The following is a 17,328-nucleotide window of genomic DNA, read 5'->3' on the forward strand; positions in this document are numbered from 1 at the left end:
TTCAGGAGCCATATCTAAAAAATACTTAAAAGACATATCGTATTTTGAGCGTTCAACAACATCAACATCAGATAGGTCAAAAATAGATTTTAGCAATAAATATTTAAACATTCGAACAGGCGGCACTGCATTGCGACCATTATCGAGACAATACTTATCCCGTAATTCATCTAGAACAAATGAAAAATCAACTAGTTCGTTAATTTGACGAAGCATATTATCTTTGGGAACGACGATATCATAAATAGCCATAAACGGGCTAAGAGTAAGAGATTGTTGATTGGAAATCATCCGTAACACCACCTAAAGTTTATATAGCTATTATAAATGAAAGTAGCGAAGGCTTCCTCAATTTTATAAAGGAAGCCTTCGCTTAATTAAGATATATAGACTTTTTCAGTGGCCTCGGTTTTATCCTTCTCTTTTTACTATATAATCCTCTATACTTAGATATTCTTCTTTATGCAGCATTCTCGACATTCACGTAAAAAAATTCAACCTTTTACAGAACTTTTGAAGTAAGCTGAATTACAATTGTCACAGCGACCACTTACCTTAATCTGGATATTTAGCGTATTCATACACTTTATCAAGATCGATTTCTTGCTCCTTTATTTCTTCCAGGTTGATCACTCTTATCTAATTGACTCTTATTAGATTACCACAAAAAGTGAAGATGAAATTATACTCCTATGGAGATTTCTTTGTCCACTGTGTTGAAACAAAGAAATCTCCCATAATTATAGGTTCCTTTCTAAGAGATTCCCCACTTTCTCAGCCATTTCTTTTGGAGAATAAGGCATTTCATTTTTTAACCACCACTCCACTACACCTACGTAAGCATTGGCAACAAATTCAACAACAATATCTTCGTTTTGCCCTAGGTTCTTGCCTTTTGTTATATCAACGTCTTTTTTAAACTCTTCGATATTGTGTTGAAGAAATCTGTTACGGAAATAACGAGCCCCTTCACTTGCTAACATCGTAGAAAAAAACAAATAATTATTTTCAAGATATTCCATGCAATGTACCGTCGAATCAATCCAATCCAAATCAGTTTCCGACTCACAAAAGTCACTCATGTTCTCGATATGTTCTTCCATAATTTTATCCAATAAATCAAATTTATCTAAATAATGAAGATATACAGTTGCACGATTAATGTTTGCACGATCGGCAATGTTTTGAATTGTAATACTATCGAAGTTTTTTTCTGACAACAACTCAAGAAATGCCTTTTTAATCGCTTCTTGCGTTCGTACTATTCTTCTATCCACTTTTACCATGTTCTAAATACCATACCTTCCTTGAGATAATCGACAATTTTTAACGATCTGTCGTCTAAGCAACAAATCCCATGAAATCAACGATTTTTATCCCTTGTTTTGTTTATGATTGTATTATAAATTATAGACAGTTGTTGTTAAAACATCAATTGTATCTTTATGTGATTAATTTAATATTGCACAATAAGGAGAAAAATTAGTCAGGATGACTCCGTGAGCAAATCTGTTAAAGGGCATTGTTGATTCATTACCGTTTATGAAAATTATAAATACCCAAACCCGTATCAGTATAACAGTAGGTTGTTGCTCACAAAGCAAGCTCTCATGTAGATGTTACGAACAAAGAGGTTCATTTCAAATAAATAAGAAGAAGAGAGGGTTACAAGAAATGGCACAAACAGATAACTACATTTTTGAATTAAGCGATAAAGTAACAAGGGAAGGAGTTTCATACAACAACCGATTTGGAATTAAAATTGCAGCAGACCTTTATCTGCCAAAAAACTTTGACAAATCAAAGAAGCATGCTGCGGTTATTATCGGTTCGCCTTATGGTGGTGTGAAAGAACAAGGAGCTGGTATTTATGCTCAAAATATGGCAGAGCGTGGTTTTGTAGCTCTTGCATTTGACCCATCGTACAACGGATATAGTGGGGGAGAACCACGCCATCTTTCTTCGCCTGATTTATTTGTAGAAGATTTTAGTGCTGGCGTTGATTATGTAGGTACACGTCCATTTGTAGATAGAAATCAAATTGGGGCTATTGGTATGTGTGGTAGTGGCGGTTTCGCGATTAGTGCAGCTCAAGTTGATCGACGTATTAAAGCCGTTGCTACAGTTAGCATGTACGATATTTCGCGCGTGCAATCCCAAGGTTTTAATGACACATTAACGGAAAAAGAGCGTAATGAGATGCTCGATGCAATTGCTGAGCAACGGTATTCAGAATTTGAGGGCAACCAACCAGTGCTGACTCCAAGAGGAGCGCCAATTGGATTTGACGATAATACAGATCCTATCGGTCGCGAGTTTGGTGAGTTCTATTCCACACCTCGCGGATACCACCCGAATTCAATTACACAATTTACGATGACAAGCAGTATGTCGTTTATGAACTTCCCACTGCTTACGCATATTAAATCAATTTCGCCAAGACCAATCTTGTTCATTATAGGGGATCATGCTCATTCACGTTATTTTAGTGAAGATGCATATGAAATGGCAGCAGAACCAAAAGAGCTATATGTTGTTCCAAATGCCGGTCACATTGATTTATATGATAAAACCGATTTCATTCCATTTGACAAGTTGGATGCATTCTTTACAGGAAATTTGAAGTAACATTGGCGCCAAAATGAACCTAAGGGGTTATAAGTAAAAAGTCTAGGTTTATTAAAGCCAAAGGTTGATAGCCTAGAGATTACCTTTCCCAGAGAGATAGCATAAAACAACACTCTGAGGAAACTCTTAACTAGAATAAACATTCACTTAAATAGTTTCTTTAAATTTAACTCTAAGACTTATTATAACCAACTAAGTTTGAAAGGATGAAAACAAAATGACAATCGAAAACAAAGTAGTCGTAATTACAGGTGCAAGTTCGGGTATTGGTGAAGCTACAGCTAAGTTGTTAGCTGAAAAAGGCGCAAAAGTTGTGCTCGGTGCAAGACGTGAAGAGCGTTTAGTACAATTAGCTGAAGAAATCAAATCGAATGGTGGTCAAGTGGCATATCGTGTTACGGATGTTGTTAATCCAGATGATAGTCAGCAGCTGGTTCAACTAGCTAAAGACACTTTTGGAGGTGTGGATGTAATCTTCTTAAACGCTGGATTAATGCCTAATTCACCCCTTTCCCAACTAAAAACTGACGAGTGGAACAGTATGGTTGACGTTAATATTAAAGGTGTATTGAATGGTATCGCCGCAGTACTACCAACATTCACAGCCCAGAAGTCTGGACACATCATCACTACTTCATCAGTAGCTGGGCTTAAAGCTTACCCAGGCGGTGCGGTTTATGGTGCAACAAAGTGGGCTGTTCGTGATTTAATGGAAGTTTTACGTATGGAATCTGCCCAAGAAGGCACTAACATTCGCACAGCAACTATTTATCCAGCAGCGATCAACACGGAATTGTTGGAGACGATTACTGATAAGAACGTTTCAGAAGGTATGACTGCATTGTACGAACAATATGGTATTTCTCCTAATCGAGTTGCCAATGTTGTGGCCTTTGCAATTGATCAGCCAGAAGATACGAACGTTAATGAGTTTACAATTGGGCCAACAAATCAACCTTGGTAATAATGACAAGGTAAGATAAAACACCTCAAGAAATCCTATCTCTTAAAGTAATGAGATGGGATTTATCTCCTTTTATTAAGCATAGAAAAAGGATAATGCTTAAATTCACATAAATATAACACTTCAGGAAGTGGCTGAAGAGCATTCAAGGGATTTGGACATTAATTATTTTCACCATCAGGAAGTAAAGGGGAAAAACGATATGACTATTAATAGTGACAGGAGGATATAAACATGAATGTACTTGTCATAGGAGCAAATGGAAAAATTGGCGAACGTCTTGTGAGACAGCTACAAGAATCAAAGAAGCATAATCCTATTGCCATGATTCGTAAGGAAGAGCAATTGAAAAAATTTGAGGAACAAGGAGTCAAAACGGCACTCGTTGACCTAGAAGGAAGCATTGATGATATTGCCAATGTAGCGAAAGATGCGGATGCAGTTGTATTTACAGCTGGTTCAGGCGGTCATACCGGTCCTGACAAAACCATGTTGATTGATTTAGATGGAGCAATTAAATCAATGAAAGCAGCTCAACAAGCTGGTGTAAAGAGATTTATCATGGTTAGTGGAATTGGCGTTCATAGATGGCATGATACCAACCATTTAGACTGGATGGATAGTTCACCCGTCTATAGTGCTGCAAAGTATTATGCGGACGCTTGGTTAGAAAGAAGTGATCTTGATTATACCATTATCCGTCCAGGAAGTCTGACCAATGATATTGGGACTGGAAAGGTAACAGTGGCAGATGACCTTCCACATAAACAAATTTCTCGTGAAGATGTCGCTTCAGCTATTATTACCTCTCTTGAAAATAATGAAACTATTGGCAAGTCCTTTGATATGATCAATGGAGAAATGCCAATTCTAGAAGCATTAAAGACGTTATAAATTTTTGTTTTACTAAGAAAAATAAAATGATGAAAAAGCCCAGTTCTCCATTTTTTTGCTGAGAAATCGGGCTCTTTCTTTTTTAACCTTCTTAACGTTATTTTAGAAATAAATGTTTTTACTTTCTATATTTATTGATTATTTGAACTATAGTGAGAAAAAAATAGAAGTGCAAATTCTGAATGTAGGTTTTGGTGATGTTTCCTTTTGAAAAAGTACATGTACAACTATTCACCTTAGTTTACGCACAAATAAAGATAGGAGTTGTTTTTTTGGCTAAACGAAATAAGTTACTTATATTCATATTAACCGTAGGGGTTTTCGGTATCTTAAATACTGAAATGGGGGTAATTGGGTTGTTGCCTTCTATTGCCAATCGCTTTAATGTGAGCATATCAAAAGCAGGGTGGTTGGTGAGTGTTTTTGCCCTTGTGGTGGCTGTATCAGGACCAACGATGCCGTTATTGTTTTCTGGTCTAAATCGGAAGAAAGTCATGTTACTTGTATTGGGTGTCTTCATTTTAGGTAACATTCTATCCTTATTCACATCTAATTTTAGTATTCTATTGATTGCTCGTATCATTCCAGCCATTTTCCATCCAATTTATTGTTCTTTGACATTTACAGTGGCAGCTGGCTCTGTTAGGAAGGAAGAAGCTCCAAAAGCTGTGGCTAAAGTATTTATAGGGGTATCTGCTGGTATGGTAGCCGGCGTACCAATCGCAAGTTTTATTGATAATGCCCTTTCGTATGAAATGGCGATGGCATTCTTTGCTATTGTAAATGTTATTGTATTTATTGCTACATTACTATTTGTACCTTCTATGCCTGTTGGAGAAAGGCTTTCTTATGGTACACAACTTTCTGTACTAAAAAAACCAATTATATGGATTTCTATTGTGACAGTTATTTTATTAAACTCAGCCGTATTTGGGGTTTATAGTTACCTTACTGAATATTTGAAAACCGTAACGAATATGTCTGCCAATGTTATAAGTTTAACGTTATTTATCTTCGGTGGAGCTAATATCATTGGAAACATCGTCGCAGGAAAACTACTTACCCATAGCCCAACTAAGTCTGTTGTATATTTCCCTTTATTATTAGTTGCTGTTTACGTCGCATTATTCTTCACAGGACAATTTACCGTCCCAACGCCTATTATCACTTTTATTTGGGGAATATTAGCTGGAGGAATAATGGCAAACATTAATCAATATCTAATTGCGTCTTCAGCTCCCGAAGCACCTGATTTCGCCAATGGTTTATTCATATCATCCTGTAACGTAGGAACAACAATTGGTGCAGCTGCAGGTGGGTTATTTATATCAGGGATGGGCACACAATACGTAGTATTAGTAGGAATTCTCTCATTGGTATTCAGCTTACTTACTATCTTAGTTAGAAATTATATGTTTACTCCTAAACAACAACTTTCTAAATAAAATTAGTTATTTTAACGAAATATAAAAAGAAGCCGTGTATATGGGACGCGGTTTCTTTTTATTCTATTGCTGAAGAAGCTTATAATCTCTGCTTGTATAAGTTCTGTCATTTTATCTAGTATTTTATTGTCCATGCCTTCTTGAAGCATAGCTAAGTTAATTTTCTATTTTCCTTTTATAAGCCTAACCCAATTACATCCATATAAAAGGGTTATATTAGAATTACTCGGGTGTTTCCACTAGTTGCATCTGGAAAATTTGAGTTTCTTGAATACCTGCTCTTTGAAGTTCCTGTTTAAAGGATTCTCCTTCTTTTAGTTTTAATAATTAACAAATCTATACTAACTCCACTCATTCATAATTGCCAAAAGTTCATATCCATATGAACCGGGTTTTTCTTTTAACAAACCTAAGATTAAAAGTGGAATCAATTGATCTCTCCTCATAAAATGGGATTAATTTTGCTTTACTTACTTTCATTAATATTAGAGACCTTAATAGAAAACTCCTCAAAACTTAATTGTCCCAAGGCAAACTTCATACTTTCAACAAATATACGTTCATTTTTAGTTAGTTCACGCTTTGCTTCCTTTTCAATCCATTCATGCTCAACGTCCAAAATATCTAAAACATGCTTTTGTTTTGAAAAAGCCTCATAGTATCTTAATCCAAATTTTCTTTGGGAGACGGCATCAATATGAATGCCATCTGGATTTGCTGTTAAGCCTTTTGATGTTACAAAATAACAATTTTTTTCAGTATGGGCAACTTTAGATAATATCTGGTTTATTTGTTTATATTCTACAGCGCTTTTTCCAAATCCGACATCTCCAAGGTAATGTCCCAACTCACCGATAATAATCGGGATATTTGGTGCATTCAATTCTTTTCTCAAGTATTTAAATAATGAAAGCAATTTATCTTCATACGTCTTATAACGTTCTCCGTAACTGTCGCTTTCTCCTTGATGCCACAGAATTCCCACTAACTCACTTGTTTCCATTGCGAATTTTGCTTCAGAAATCGCGTGTCTTGTTAATAGTCCGTCAATTGTCCACTCATCAATTGAGCTTCCTCCCTCGGCACATGGTATTAGCCCAATGGACTCGCCCGGATGATCCTCTGTCCAATCTTGAGCAAAAGAGGCTGCCGGTCCAACACCAGATATGTGACGATCAAAATTAAGTGGTTCTGCCATCGTTTGCCATCTACCGTTTCGCAACATATTTATATGCTCATTATAAATCGGCGGTACATCCTCAATAAATCCTCTGCCTGCCATATTTGATTGTCCAATTAATAATATTGATTTCATAGAAATACCTTCTTTCTTTGTTTACAATAGTCTAATTAAACTAAGTAGGTTTATCACTATAGTTTAATTAGACTTTTTATGATTTAGGTCTTGATAATACCTTATCCGGAAATTCAGTATAGTCATACACTTTATTAAGATCGATTTCTTGCTCCTTTGCTTCTTCCAGGTTGATCACTCTTTTCTAATTGACTCTTATTAGATTACCACAGCCAAGGGTGCTTTACTTCTTACTGAAGTAAAGCATCTGTTAGTTGAAGTAATTTTAGTGCAAGAAAAAAGCCTTACTCCTTATTGAAGTAAAGCCCCAAATAGTTTACGTGAATTAATTCACAGCTTCTTTCACTACAGGAATATCCATTGGAGTAAACTAACAGCTATCTAATGTTTAGTCATTTGCAATTTTTAGTATGTGTTCTAAGTCCCCATCTGTTAAAGATTCGCGTAATTTATCGTTTAACGTCACTTCAATTAAAGAGAGCAATTCTTCTCCTTCATTTGTTAGCATAACAGTGCTACTCCGTTTATCTTCTAAGTATGTGGATTTCTTTACAATTTGGTTATTATGATAACTTTCCATGCGTGTTACCATCCTAGATATTGCACTAAGACTAAGGCCAACTTTAGGTGGAAGTTGAGTCAATCTTAGTGTTTTATTATCTGCTTTGGAAAGGTAATACAGAAAATAAAATTCGTTTAAACTCAGTTGGTATTGCTGTTGTAATACATAATCAAGACTACTTTGTAGTCTTGAATAAAACTTGGCATAATTAACCCATGAATCAACTATATGGTCAGAATTCTTCAAATAATTCACCCTACTTTACAACTAAATATAAAATCACTATAACATGTCATATGTTATGTTTTCTAATTTTTTATTTACCATACTGAATGTTTGACAAACATATAGGATTGAATTATATTATTTGCACACGCAAGCAATATTATAGTAATTTACTTGCTTGCGCAAACAAATAAATAAAGGAGGTAATTTTTATGGCAACTTTACCAACGCAATTTACCATAAAAGGATTAGAACTTAAAAATAGAATCGTGATGGCACCTATGTGTCAATATTCAGTAGATAAACAGGATGGTACGCCAAACAACTGGCACTTTGTTCATTATGTTTCAAGAGCAGTAGGTGGAACAGGACTTATCATCGTTGAAATGACAAGTGTTAATCCTGAGGGGCGTATTACAAATGGAGATTTAGGGTTGTGGTCAGACGAACAAATTCCTGCTTATAAAAGAATTGTCAATGAAGTTCATAAATATGGAGCAAAGATTGGAATTCAAATTGCACATGCTGGTCGAAAAGCTGAAGATGCAAATCAACCAGTAGGACCCTCAGAGATCGCGGTGGAACCTTTACCAGAAGAAAGTAAAAATGGAGAGTTAAAACCACCAAAAGCTTTGACAACAGAAGAAGTAAAAGCAACAGTAGTTCAATTTAAGGAGGCTGCACGTCGAGCTGTTGAAGCTGGATTTGACACAATTGAACTTCACGGTGCACATGGTTATTTAATGCATCAATTCTTATCACCTGCTATTAACAATCGCACGGATGAGTATGGTCAAGACCTATCTAGATTTGGAGTGGAAGTTGTTCAAGCTGTGCGCAGTATTATGCCAAAGGACATGCCCCTTATTATGAGGATGTCGGCTATTGAATATATAGATGGTGGCTATAAAATTGAACACGCTATTCTAATGGCTAAAGAATTTAAAAAAGCCGGTGTCGATATGTTCCATATTTCAAGTGGTGGAGAAGGACCTCCAGGAGAATTAAAACCAGCGAACCATCCGGGTTATCAAGTACCTTTTGCACGTGCATTCAAAGAAGCATTAAATATTCCTGTTATTGCAGTAGGGAACTTGAGTGACCCACAGGTAGCAGAAGCTACACTTGCAAATGGAGATGCGGATCTTGTAGCTGTAGCAAGAGGAATGTTAAATGACCCATATTGGGGATTGCATGCTATAAAAGCAGTAGCTCGAACAGTAACACCTCCTGTACAGTACGAGAGAGCAATCCGATAACGTTTTATAAAGCATTTCTTTCTTAAATAACTCTATATTCTTGTGTCAAAGCGTGTGCATACGCTTTTAAAACAAGACTGATACTAATAAAACATTTAACAAAGGAGACTTTACATCATGACTAACATTACACGAGGCATTGACCATATTGGAGTCACAGTACCCGATATCGAAGAAGCTACAGTTTTCTTTAAAAAAGCTTTTGACGCTAAAATTGCTTATGATAATAAAAAATTAGAAGATGAACCTTTAGCCGGACCTGATGTAGAAAAAACATTAGGCATCAAAAAAGGAACAAAAGTTGTCCATATGCGTATACTTTCTTTCGAAAATAGTGCTAGTATCGAACTATTCAAATTCGTAGACACTGATCAACGACAACCTTCTATTGCTTCTGATTACGGTGTTCAACATTTCGGATTCTATGTGGATGACATAAAAGAAGCTGCTAATCGTTTCGTTGAAGCAGGCGGAGAACTATTAAATGATCCTGGCGAGTTATTAGGAGATGTTGAAGATGGAACAGGACATTTTGTATATGGTCGTGCCCCTTGGGGAATGTTAATCGAACTCATTAGCTATACACCAAATGGATTAGATTATCCAGAAGAGAGTGAAGCAAAACGTTTCACGCCTTAATAGCTAATCTGATGACTTAAAATATAAAGTAACAACTTAAAAAGCTGCATTTCTATAAGTCAATATAGGAATGCGCTTTTTGTTTGTTGAAATAGTAACCATATATCTTATTTGTTGAATAAATAAATGTTGCCAAAGAAGTCACGATGAATAGCTAACCACCCTATTTTAAAACTATTGAAGAAGCAAATAAAAGTCTTAATGAAGAGATGTCTGAAATACTAGAATAGACATTAATAATTTACGCCTATTTAAACATTAAATATAGAAGAAATAGTAGCAATTAGCTCTGTTGAATATAAAAGAGTTATGGGAGGACTATAATGATAATTTTTTTAATTATATTTGCATTATTAGCTGGCATGGCTTTACCTACTCAATTTAGTGTCAATGCTCAATTGAGATCTGTCGTACATTCCCCGATCATTGCTTCGACTATTTCTTTTATAGTTGGTGCAATCATTTTGCTTATTATATCTTTGTTCGGAAAAGGTATGAGTGTAAACAAAGAATGGTTCGCAGCACCGTGGTAGGTATGGACTGGAGGTCTTTTAGGAGCTTTTTATGTAGTTGCATCTATTGTACTTATCCCTCGTCTAGGAGCTACTGCTACAGTTGCTTATATTCTTGCAGGTCAAATGGTTGCTTCTACTTTAATTGACCATTTTGGATTAATAGGAGTACATGTGCACTCTTTAAGCATTCCTAGAGTAATAGGAATAGTTTTAATCATTGTTGGAGTTATTATCATTCAAAAATTCTAAAAGGTAATAATGTGAAAGTTGATAACTAATACTTTATCTAAATAAGCACTGACTATTTCCTATTTTAGTTAGTGCTTATTTTAAATACGTTTTTATTTTTTCCTTACATAAAACGAACATCAATTAGTTCACTTAACCTCATTTTGTTCTTTAATTCAAATACTTCAATGTTCTTTATTCAATAAAAACTCTAAAGTTTTCCCGATTATTGCTATCACTTATAAAGAGTTTATTGGTACATTAAAAGGGTCAATGGCGGTATAACGTAAAAGTAAGAGTTCAAAAGGATTAAATACTAAAGGAGGCTAGAAGTTGAAAAAAGAATATTATGTGCAATATTCAGACCACAGTATAATTAATAGCTTTGACTTTCCAAAGGATAATTTTGTATCTATTACTGTAGGAATTAGTGAAATCACGCATGATCTGATTACTTCCTTAGTTCAAAAAATGTTCCGTTTACCAGTTTTCTTTGTTTTAGAGTCAATGATATTTGGATACGAAAAAGAGACTTTAGTTGAAAATAATGTTCCTTTTTATGAGTTTTCATCGGATGGTGCTATTGTTAAAGTTGATTCTGTAGAAAAATTGGATCTTGTTAGTGGATTAGCAGAGGTATTAGTTAATAATGGGCTGAGTATATTCATTTTCTACGGAGAAGGTATTGTGGAGCAGGATTTAATACCTTCAAGACAATGGAATAACCCTATAGAATTTAAAAATATCGATATATATAAAGTCGATACATTTATAGATGTGGAAGAGGTTGGATTTACAATATTCAGTAAGAGTGATCTATTTAACTCACCTGGAAAAGTCCAAAATTATATACCTCGTTATTACTCACTTGATATTAATAGCAGCGATATTTAACATTACTAGATTAAAAGGGGGAGAATTTATATTTCAATGAAATATAAAAATATAAAGAGTATATTAAAAGTGTCAGCTATCATCTTACTTGCTATAGATTTACTTTTTTATCTTTTAGTACTAAAGAACTTATAAGTTTTCTCGTCAAGGGTTTCAATATATCTTCTGATATTTGTCGTGCACTTTATCTATTTATACATAGTCCTTATAACCGTTAGCAAAACAAAGGAATCTAAGGTTTTTTGGGGCGTAATTGGACCATTCTTCATTGTACCTATAGCACTCGTTGGGTGGTTCATATTCTTTTATAATGATAAAGCTGACTATTACGATCTAAGTTCGCCTAACAATACACAAAAACTTGTTATTGGGTATTGTTAGGCGAAACTAACCATTACTATGACTTTTATAAACAAACGAGATTCCCTTTGATAAAAAAACGACTAAATCAAGAATCTCTTCATGTTATGACACGAGGTACAGATATGAGCGATTTAAATATTTTAGGAGCTCACGATGCCCAATGGGAAAATGAACAAACAGTAACTTTTACATCTCCATATCTAAATAAGGAAGTAACCATAAATTTAAAATAGGCAACTAACTCTCCACTCAAACCCTGTTTTTTAAGTAATCAGCACTTTAAAAATGGGTTAAAAAAAGCCTGTATCAGAGGAGATACAGGCTTTTTCTTTTTAATATACATATTAAGGTTAAGATTGTACGAAAAAAGTTTTAAAATTCCTATTAGGATTATTTTAAGGCCATTTAAGATTTCATTATGGATTGTCTCCGTAAATACAATATGAAGGCTTTCTATCTTTACAGTTTAAGTTTTTACATCCAAAATAAGAATTAAAAATACAGATTTTAAAACGGAGGGAATAATGTATAAAGTTGGGGTTATAGGACCTACTTCATCTGTAGAACAAATTATGAATTTAGGTAAGGAATATGAGCTGATTATAAACTTTATTGGTTACCCTTATAATGATTTTAAGGATACTGAAAGAATCATTTTAGAATATGATCAATATGTTGATGTATGGCTTTTTTCTAGTCAAATTTCATATATGATTGCTAGAAATACTAATATTCCTGCAGAAAAGTTAGTATTTATTCAACATACCGAATCAGGAATTTATAAAAGCCTTTTACATGTCGCCTATGATCAAAAAGAATTTTTAAACCAGATAAGCATTGATGAACTAACAACCTCTCATCTACAACAAGCGTTGCAACAAATAGAGTTTAAACCTAAAGATATATACGTTAAAACCTTTGACATATACTCTACGACTAAAGAATTAATAGCTTTTCATACTGAGTTATGGGAAAGCAAAAAAACAAAAGGAGCTTTAACATGTTTTGAAGCCGTATATCTAGCTTTAAAAGAAAGAGGAATTCCTGCTTATCGAATCTCTACAACAGAGATGGAAATTAAGCAGTCTTTAAAAATTCTTGCAGAAAAGACAAGAACTTTTTATTTTAAGGATACACAAATTGGTGTTCAAATTCTTGAAATAGACAATTTTGAAAAGCTATCGGAGAAAGCTAAGAGCTCTTATAGCTTGCAATATTTAGAAATTAATCTAAAGGAGATTTTACTTAGATTTTGTGAACGATTAAATGGTTCTTTACTGGAAAAAGGAAATGGTCGATATATAATCTTTAGTTCACGTGGGACAATTCAAAGAGAAATCGGAATGTTACGAGATACTATTTTTCAACTTGCAAACGAGTCTAGTACTACGGTTAGTGTAGGTATAGGGTATGGGGAAACCGTTCATTCAGCAGAAGTAAATGCTCAAAAAGCCATTCAGTTGTCAAAAGATAAATCAGAATATGGAATAATTATTATCCAAGAAGATGGAAAGGTCGTTCAATCTGTTGGTGAAGAAGATGAGTTAAGCTTTTCTTATCGTATGAGTGATAAAGATCTTTTAAGTAAATTAAAAAAAGCTAAAATTAGTGTGAAAAATTATAATAAACTATATGCCTTAGTTAAAAGAATGAGCTCAAGTGATTTTACCATTAAAGACTTGTCGAGCCAGCTTTATTGGGATGAAAGTAATGCAAGGCGCATTGTTGTCAGTTTATGCGAGGTGGACCTAGCAGAGTGCATAGGAGAAGAATCTTATACTTCTCGGGGAAGGCCAAGTAAAATTTACCGACTAAAATAACCATTCACTATGTGATGGTTATTTTTTATTCCCTAAAAATATATTGAAAATTTTTAATAATTGGAATAGAATCACTTTAAGGTAATTACCTGTTATTAACCTTAAAATAGCAATATTCAATTATGAATAACAAACTATTAATTTGTAGTACGGGTTTTTAACAAATAACTATCTATAAACACCTTTAAGAAAGAGGGGATTTTATGAATGAGGAACAGTATCTAAAAAAGAAAATAGGTTTTTGGTCACTTACTGCACTATCTTTAGGAGGAATTATAGGATCCAGTTGGCTTTTTGGTGCTTGGCAGACTGCAAAGCTAGCTGGGCCGGCGGCTATTACGTCCTGGGTTATAGGAGGATTTGTGATTACATTAATAGCTCTTGTTTATGCTGAACTAGGTAGTGTAAAACCTGAATCTGGAGGTTTAGGACGCTATCCTCTTTATTCTCATGGAAAAATGCTCGCTACCGTGACTAGTTTCTCCATTTGGCTGGGATATTGTGCTACCGCACCCGTAGAATCTGCAGGAGTCATTCAATATGCAAACCAATTTTGGCCAGGTCTATATGACGCAGCTAAAGAACAGTTAACTACAACCGGGATAGTAGCTTCAACTGTCTTAATGATATTTTTTGTTGTTGTTAATTATTTTGGGGTCAAGTTGTTTGCAGTTACTAATACAATTATTACTGCCATTAAGTTTGTAGTTCCTGTCCTAACAATTATTGCTTTTTTTATGACTGGATTTCATTCGGAAAATTATACGAGTCATGGTTTTGCTCCTAATGGTTTTAGCGCGGGACTAAGCGCTATATTAACCAGTGGTATATTCTTTGCTTATACAGGGTTTGGTAATGTAGTCATGATGAGTGGTGAAGTAGTTAAACCAAAGCGTAATATTCCCCTAGCTTTAATTACATCATTAGTTGTATCAACAATCTTATATACATTACTTCAAATTGTCTTTATTGGAGCTGTTCCTGCAGAAATGTTAAGTAATGGTTGGAGTGGCATTAAGTTTGACTCTCCATTTGCTAATTTAGCTCTTATGGCGAATATGGTGTGGCTTTCTTGGATTATTACAGCTGATGCTATGATTTCTCCAACAGGTTCTGCCCTTACTTATACAGCTGGAACGTCAAGACACGTCTTTGGAATGGCGAAAAGTGGTTTCATACCATCTTATTTTGCAACGGTGAATAAACGATTCGGCGTTCCCACACGTGCTCTCACCCTTAATTTTGTTATTGGCTTACTTTTCTTATTTCCACTGAAAAGTTGGTCTGCAATTGTAGCAATTGTAGGAGCCATCGGTATCTTCAAATATGCTTCAGCTTGTGTAACAGTGATGGTTTTCCGCAGAGTTGGTTTGTCACAAGATAAAGGAATTCCCGGAATGCAAATTATAGCTCCATTAGCGTTTATATTTGCTACATTACTGATTTACTGGACAAACTGGAGTAGAGTTCACCTTGCTATTTGGGGATTAGTTATCGGCGTTGTATGGTACTTAGTTGTTCATATGATTAATAAAAATAGTTCGATAGAAATTATAGGTGGCATATACTTAGTTATTTATATTCTTATGCTTGTCTTAATATCATCAATTGGTAATTTCGGAGGTAGAGGTCTTATTCCTGAACCATTTATGTCCTTAATAGTAGCTGCTTTAGGCGGATGTTTTTACTACTTTGCAGTATACAACGGTGTATGGTATATGCGAAAAAAAGGGAACATTAAAGAATTACAAGATGAGATAACAAATGCATCATAAGAACATTCCTATTTATCTGAAAAACAATACGCAATTCAAAAATTATGTAAAAGGAGAATTATTATGAAACTCTGGGGAGGACGTTTTAGAAAAGAAGAAAACAAACTTATGGAAGACTTTAATAGCTCTCTTCAAGTTGATAAGCGACTTTATGCTGAAGATATTAAAGGCAGCATTGCACATGTGAAAATGCTTATAAAGTGTCAATTATTGACTGACGAAGAAGGGGAAAATATTACAAAAGGTCTCATCTCTATTTTAGAAGATATTGAAAATGAAAAGTTAATAGTTGAAGGCGAGTTTGAAGATATCCATAGTTTTGTAGAAACTAATTTGACTGAACGAATTGGTGAAACAGCGAAGAAACTGCATACAGCGAGAAGTAGGAATGATCAAGTAGCATTAGATGTTAGATTATACGCTAAAACCAAGGCTGGAGAAGTTCTCCAATACATTAATGAACTTCAAGGCAATATAGAAAAAAAAGCAGAAGAAAACAATGTTATCATGCCAGGCTATACCCATTTACAAAGAGCTCAAGTAGTCACTTTTCAACATCATCTAATGGCTTATTATAACATGCTGAATCGAGATAAAAAGAGAATCATTAATGCTCTTGAAATTATGGATGAAAGTCCACTGGGATGTGGAGCCCTAGCAGGTACAACGCATACCATTGACAGAGAATTAACAGCAAAAGACTTAGGTTTTTCTAAACCAGTTGATAATTTTTTAGATGGTGTTAGTGATCGAGATTACCTTATTGAATTAATGTCTGCTTTCTCTATTATCATGATGCATTTAAGTAGATTAAGTGAAGAATTAATTCTTTGGAGTAGTCAAGAATTTAAATTTATCACGATTGATGATGCTTACTCAACTGGGAGTAGTATCATGCCTCAAAAGAAGAATCCTGATGCAGCAGAACTAACAAGAGGAAAAACAGGAAGAGTATACGGATCCCTTATGTCACTTTTAACAACAATGAAGGGGTTACCATTAGCTTATAATAAAGATTTACAAGAAGATAAAGAAGTCTTTTTTGACTCTCTAGATACAACATTGGCTTGTTTACAAATTATGTCCAATATGATTTCCACAATAGAAGTAAATAGTGAAAACATGAAGAAAGCTGTGAAAGAGGGATTTCTCAATGCAACTGAGGTCGCTGACTATTTAGTGAGTAAAGGTGTTGCCTTTAGAGATGCGCATAGTATCGTGGGCTCCATTGTAATCTATTGTGAGGATCATAAAAAAGCAATTGAAGAATTAACTTTAGAAGAATTAAGTAGTTTGAGTTCGATTATAGAGGAAGATATTTATGAATTTATTGATTATGAGAATATATTACGTAAAGGTATCAAGGTTACCTTGTTAAAGTAATATAGGAACGTAGACCTTCCAGGTTCTGTTCAAACCTAAATCATGGTGCAATATTAAACAGATTATGTATAAGAGTTTATTTACTATTATATTTTCTCATCAAATATAACACAATCATATACCATACCTTTATAAAAAGAATCTCCCAATAAACGAGCTCTTTTCAATCTTCAGTCTGTTATTCATCTTCTAATATAAAAGAGCCGTTTTATTAAGAAGAAATTTATAAAAGTTTGTCTGATTAACGTTTTAACTATAAAGCATGTGGTACATATACAGTACAACGCCAATATTATTATTGATTGTTGTGAAAAGGTAAATACTTAATTTATGAAGGGACTGATTAGTTTTGAAAGAATTAACAGCGACTTCGACAAACGTATTACCTGAAATTGAAAGTAGATATTCGTATCTTACAC

14 protein-coding genes and 2 pseudogenes are annotated in these 17,328 nt (G+C 34.4%); 11 read left to right on the plus strand and 5 right to left on the minus strand.

The features are described 5' to 3' along the window. From SB717_RS21655 to SB717_RS21660, 3 genes and pseudogenes are all read right to left on the minus strand, one after another. The coding region (locus tag SB717_RS21655) for a transposase (protein WP_410904655.1) at positions 1-291 on the minus strand (291 nt) is incomplete at its 3' end. A gap of 206 nt (positions 292-497) precedes the next feature. Further along, a pseudogene (locus SB717_RS40270) lies at positions 498-624 on the minus strand (DUF8096 family protein); the annotation flags it as partial. Positions 625-740: 116 nt separating this feature from the next. Further along, the gene (locus SB717_RS21660; protein WP_274582837.1) at positions 741-1,286 is read right to left on the minus strand and encodes a TetR/AcrR family transcriptional regulator; all 546 of its coding nucleotides are present in this window, start codon (positions 1,284-1,286) and stop codon (positions 741-743) included. Positions 1,287-1,674: 388 nt separating this feature from the next. Here SB717_RS21660 and SB717_RS21665 point away from each other — a divergent pair, with 388 nt between their 5' ends. The 4 genes from SB717_RS21665 (at position 1,675) to SB717_RS21680 (ending at position 5,931) form a co-directional block, all read left to right on the plus strand. Then, entirely contained in the window at positions 1,675-2,628 is a 954-nt protein-coding gene (locus SB717_RS21665) for an alpha/beta hydrolase (RefSeq protein WP_410904656.1), read from the plus strand. 217 nt (positions 2,629-2,845) lie between these two features. Then, positions 2,846-3,592 (plus strand): SDR family oxidoreductase, encoded by a 747-nt coding sequence (locus tag SB717_RS21670; RefSeq protein ID WP_192100962.1) that lies wholly within the window; start codon positions 2,846-2,848, stop codon positions 3,590-3,592. A 234-nt stretch (positions 3,593-3,826) separates the two neighbouring features. Beyond that, positions 3,827-4,486, plus strand: coding sequence for an SDR family oxidoreductase (locus tag SB717_RS21675; RefSeq protein ID WP_274582835.1), 660 nt, complete (start codon positions 3,827-3,829; stop codon positions 4,484-4,486). A 272-nt stretch (positions 4,487-4,758) separates the two neighbouring features. Beyond that, positions 4,759-5,931: an MFS transporter gene (locus SB717_RS21680; protein ID WP_410904657.1), complete on the plus strand. Its 1,173-nt coding sequence runs from the start codon at positions 4,759-4,761 to the stop codon at positions 5,929-5,931. A 466-nt stretch (positions 5,932-6,397) separates the two neighbouring features. Here SB717_RS21680 and SB717_RS21690 read toward each other — a convergent pair whose 3' ends face one another. After that, positions 6,398-7,246 (minus strand): sialate O-acetylesterase, encoded by an 849-nt coding sequence (locus tag SB717_RS21690; protein WP_410904658.1) that lies wholly within the window; start codon positions 7,244-7,246, stop codon positions 6,398-6,400. A gap of 388 nt (positions 7,247-7,634) precedes the next feature. Further along, positions 7,635-8,063 (minus strand): MarR family winged helix-turn-helix transcriptional regulator, encoded by a 429-nt coding sequence (locus tag SB717_RS21695; protein WP_410904659.1) that lies wholly within the window; start codon positions 8,061-8,063, stop codon positions 7,635-7,637. Between the two features lie 182 nt (positions 8,064-8,245). On the opposite strand from SB717_RS21695, the gene SB717_RS21700 reads away from it, so the two are divergent. The 7 genes and pseudogenes from SB717_RS21700 to argH all read left to right on the plus strand — a co-directional run bounded on the left by SB717_RS21700 (position 8,246) and on the right by argH (position 16,909). Continuing rightward, positions 8,246-9,292, plus strand: coding sequence for an NADH:flavin oxidoreductase/NADH oxidase (locus tag SB717_RS21700; protein ID WP_410904660.1), 1,047 nt, complete (start codon positions 8,246-8,248; stop codon positions 9,290-9,292). A 117-nt stretch (positions 9,293-9,409) separates the two neighbouring features. Beyond that, on the plus strand, positions 9,410-9,931 hold the full coding sequence (locus SB717_RS21705) for a VOC family protein (RefSeq protein WP_192100956.1): 522 nt from the start codon (positions 9,410-9,412) through the stop codon (positions 9,929-9,931). A 323-nt stretch (positions 9,932-10,254) separates the two neighbouring features. Continuing rightward, positions 10,255-10,695 (plus strand): annotated as a pseudogene (locus tag SB717_RS21710) (DMT family transporter). A gap of 312 nt (positions 10,696-11,007) precedes the next feature. Then, positions 11,008-11,568 carry a hypothetical protein gene (locus SB717_RS21715; RefSeq protein ID WP_410904661.1) on the plus strand — a complete coding sequence of 187 codons (561 nt, stop codon included), beginning with the start codon at positions 11,008-11,010 and terminating at the stop codon, positions 11,566-11,568. 887 nt (positions 11,569-12,455) lie between these two features. Then, positions 12,456-13,751, plus strand: coding sequence for a hypothetical protein (locus SB717_RS21720; protein WP_410904662.1), 1,296 nt, complete (start codon positions 12,456-12,458; stop codon positions 13,749-13,751). 203 nt (positions 13,752-13,954) lie between these two features. Further along, positions 13,955-15,526 (plus strand): APC family permease, encoded by a 1,572-nt coding sequence (locus SB717_RS21725; RefSeq protein ID WP_410904663.1) that lies wholly within the window; start codon positions 13,955-13,957, stop codon positions 15,524-15,526. Between the two features lie 63 nt (positions 15,527-15,589). Beyond that, complete coding sequence (argH, locus tag SB717_RS21730) at positions 15,590-16,909, plus strand: argininosuccinate lyase (protein ID WP_410904664.1); 1,320 nt, start codon at positions 15,590-15,592, stop codon at positions 16,907-16,909. Positions 16,910-17,328: the final 419 nt, after the last annotated feature.

It is taken from the genome of Priestia sp. SIMBA_032, from assembly GCF_046535215.1.
Classification (GTDB): Bacteria; Bacillota; Bacilli; order Bacillales; family Bacillaceae_H; genus Priestia; species Priestia aryabhattai.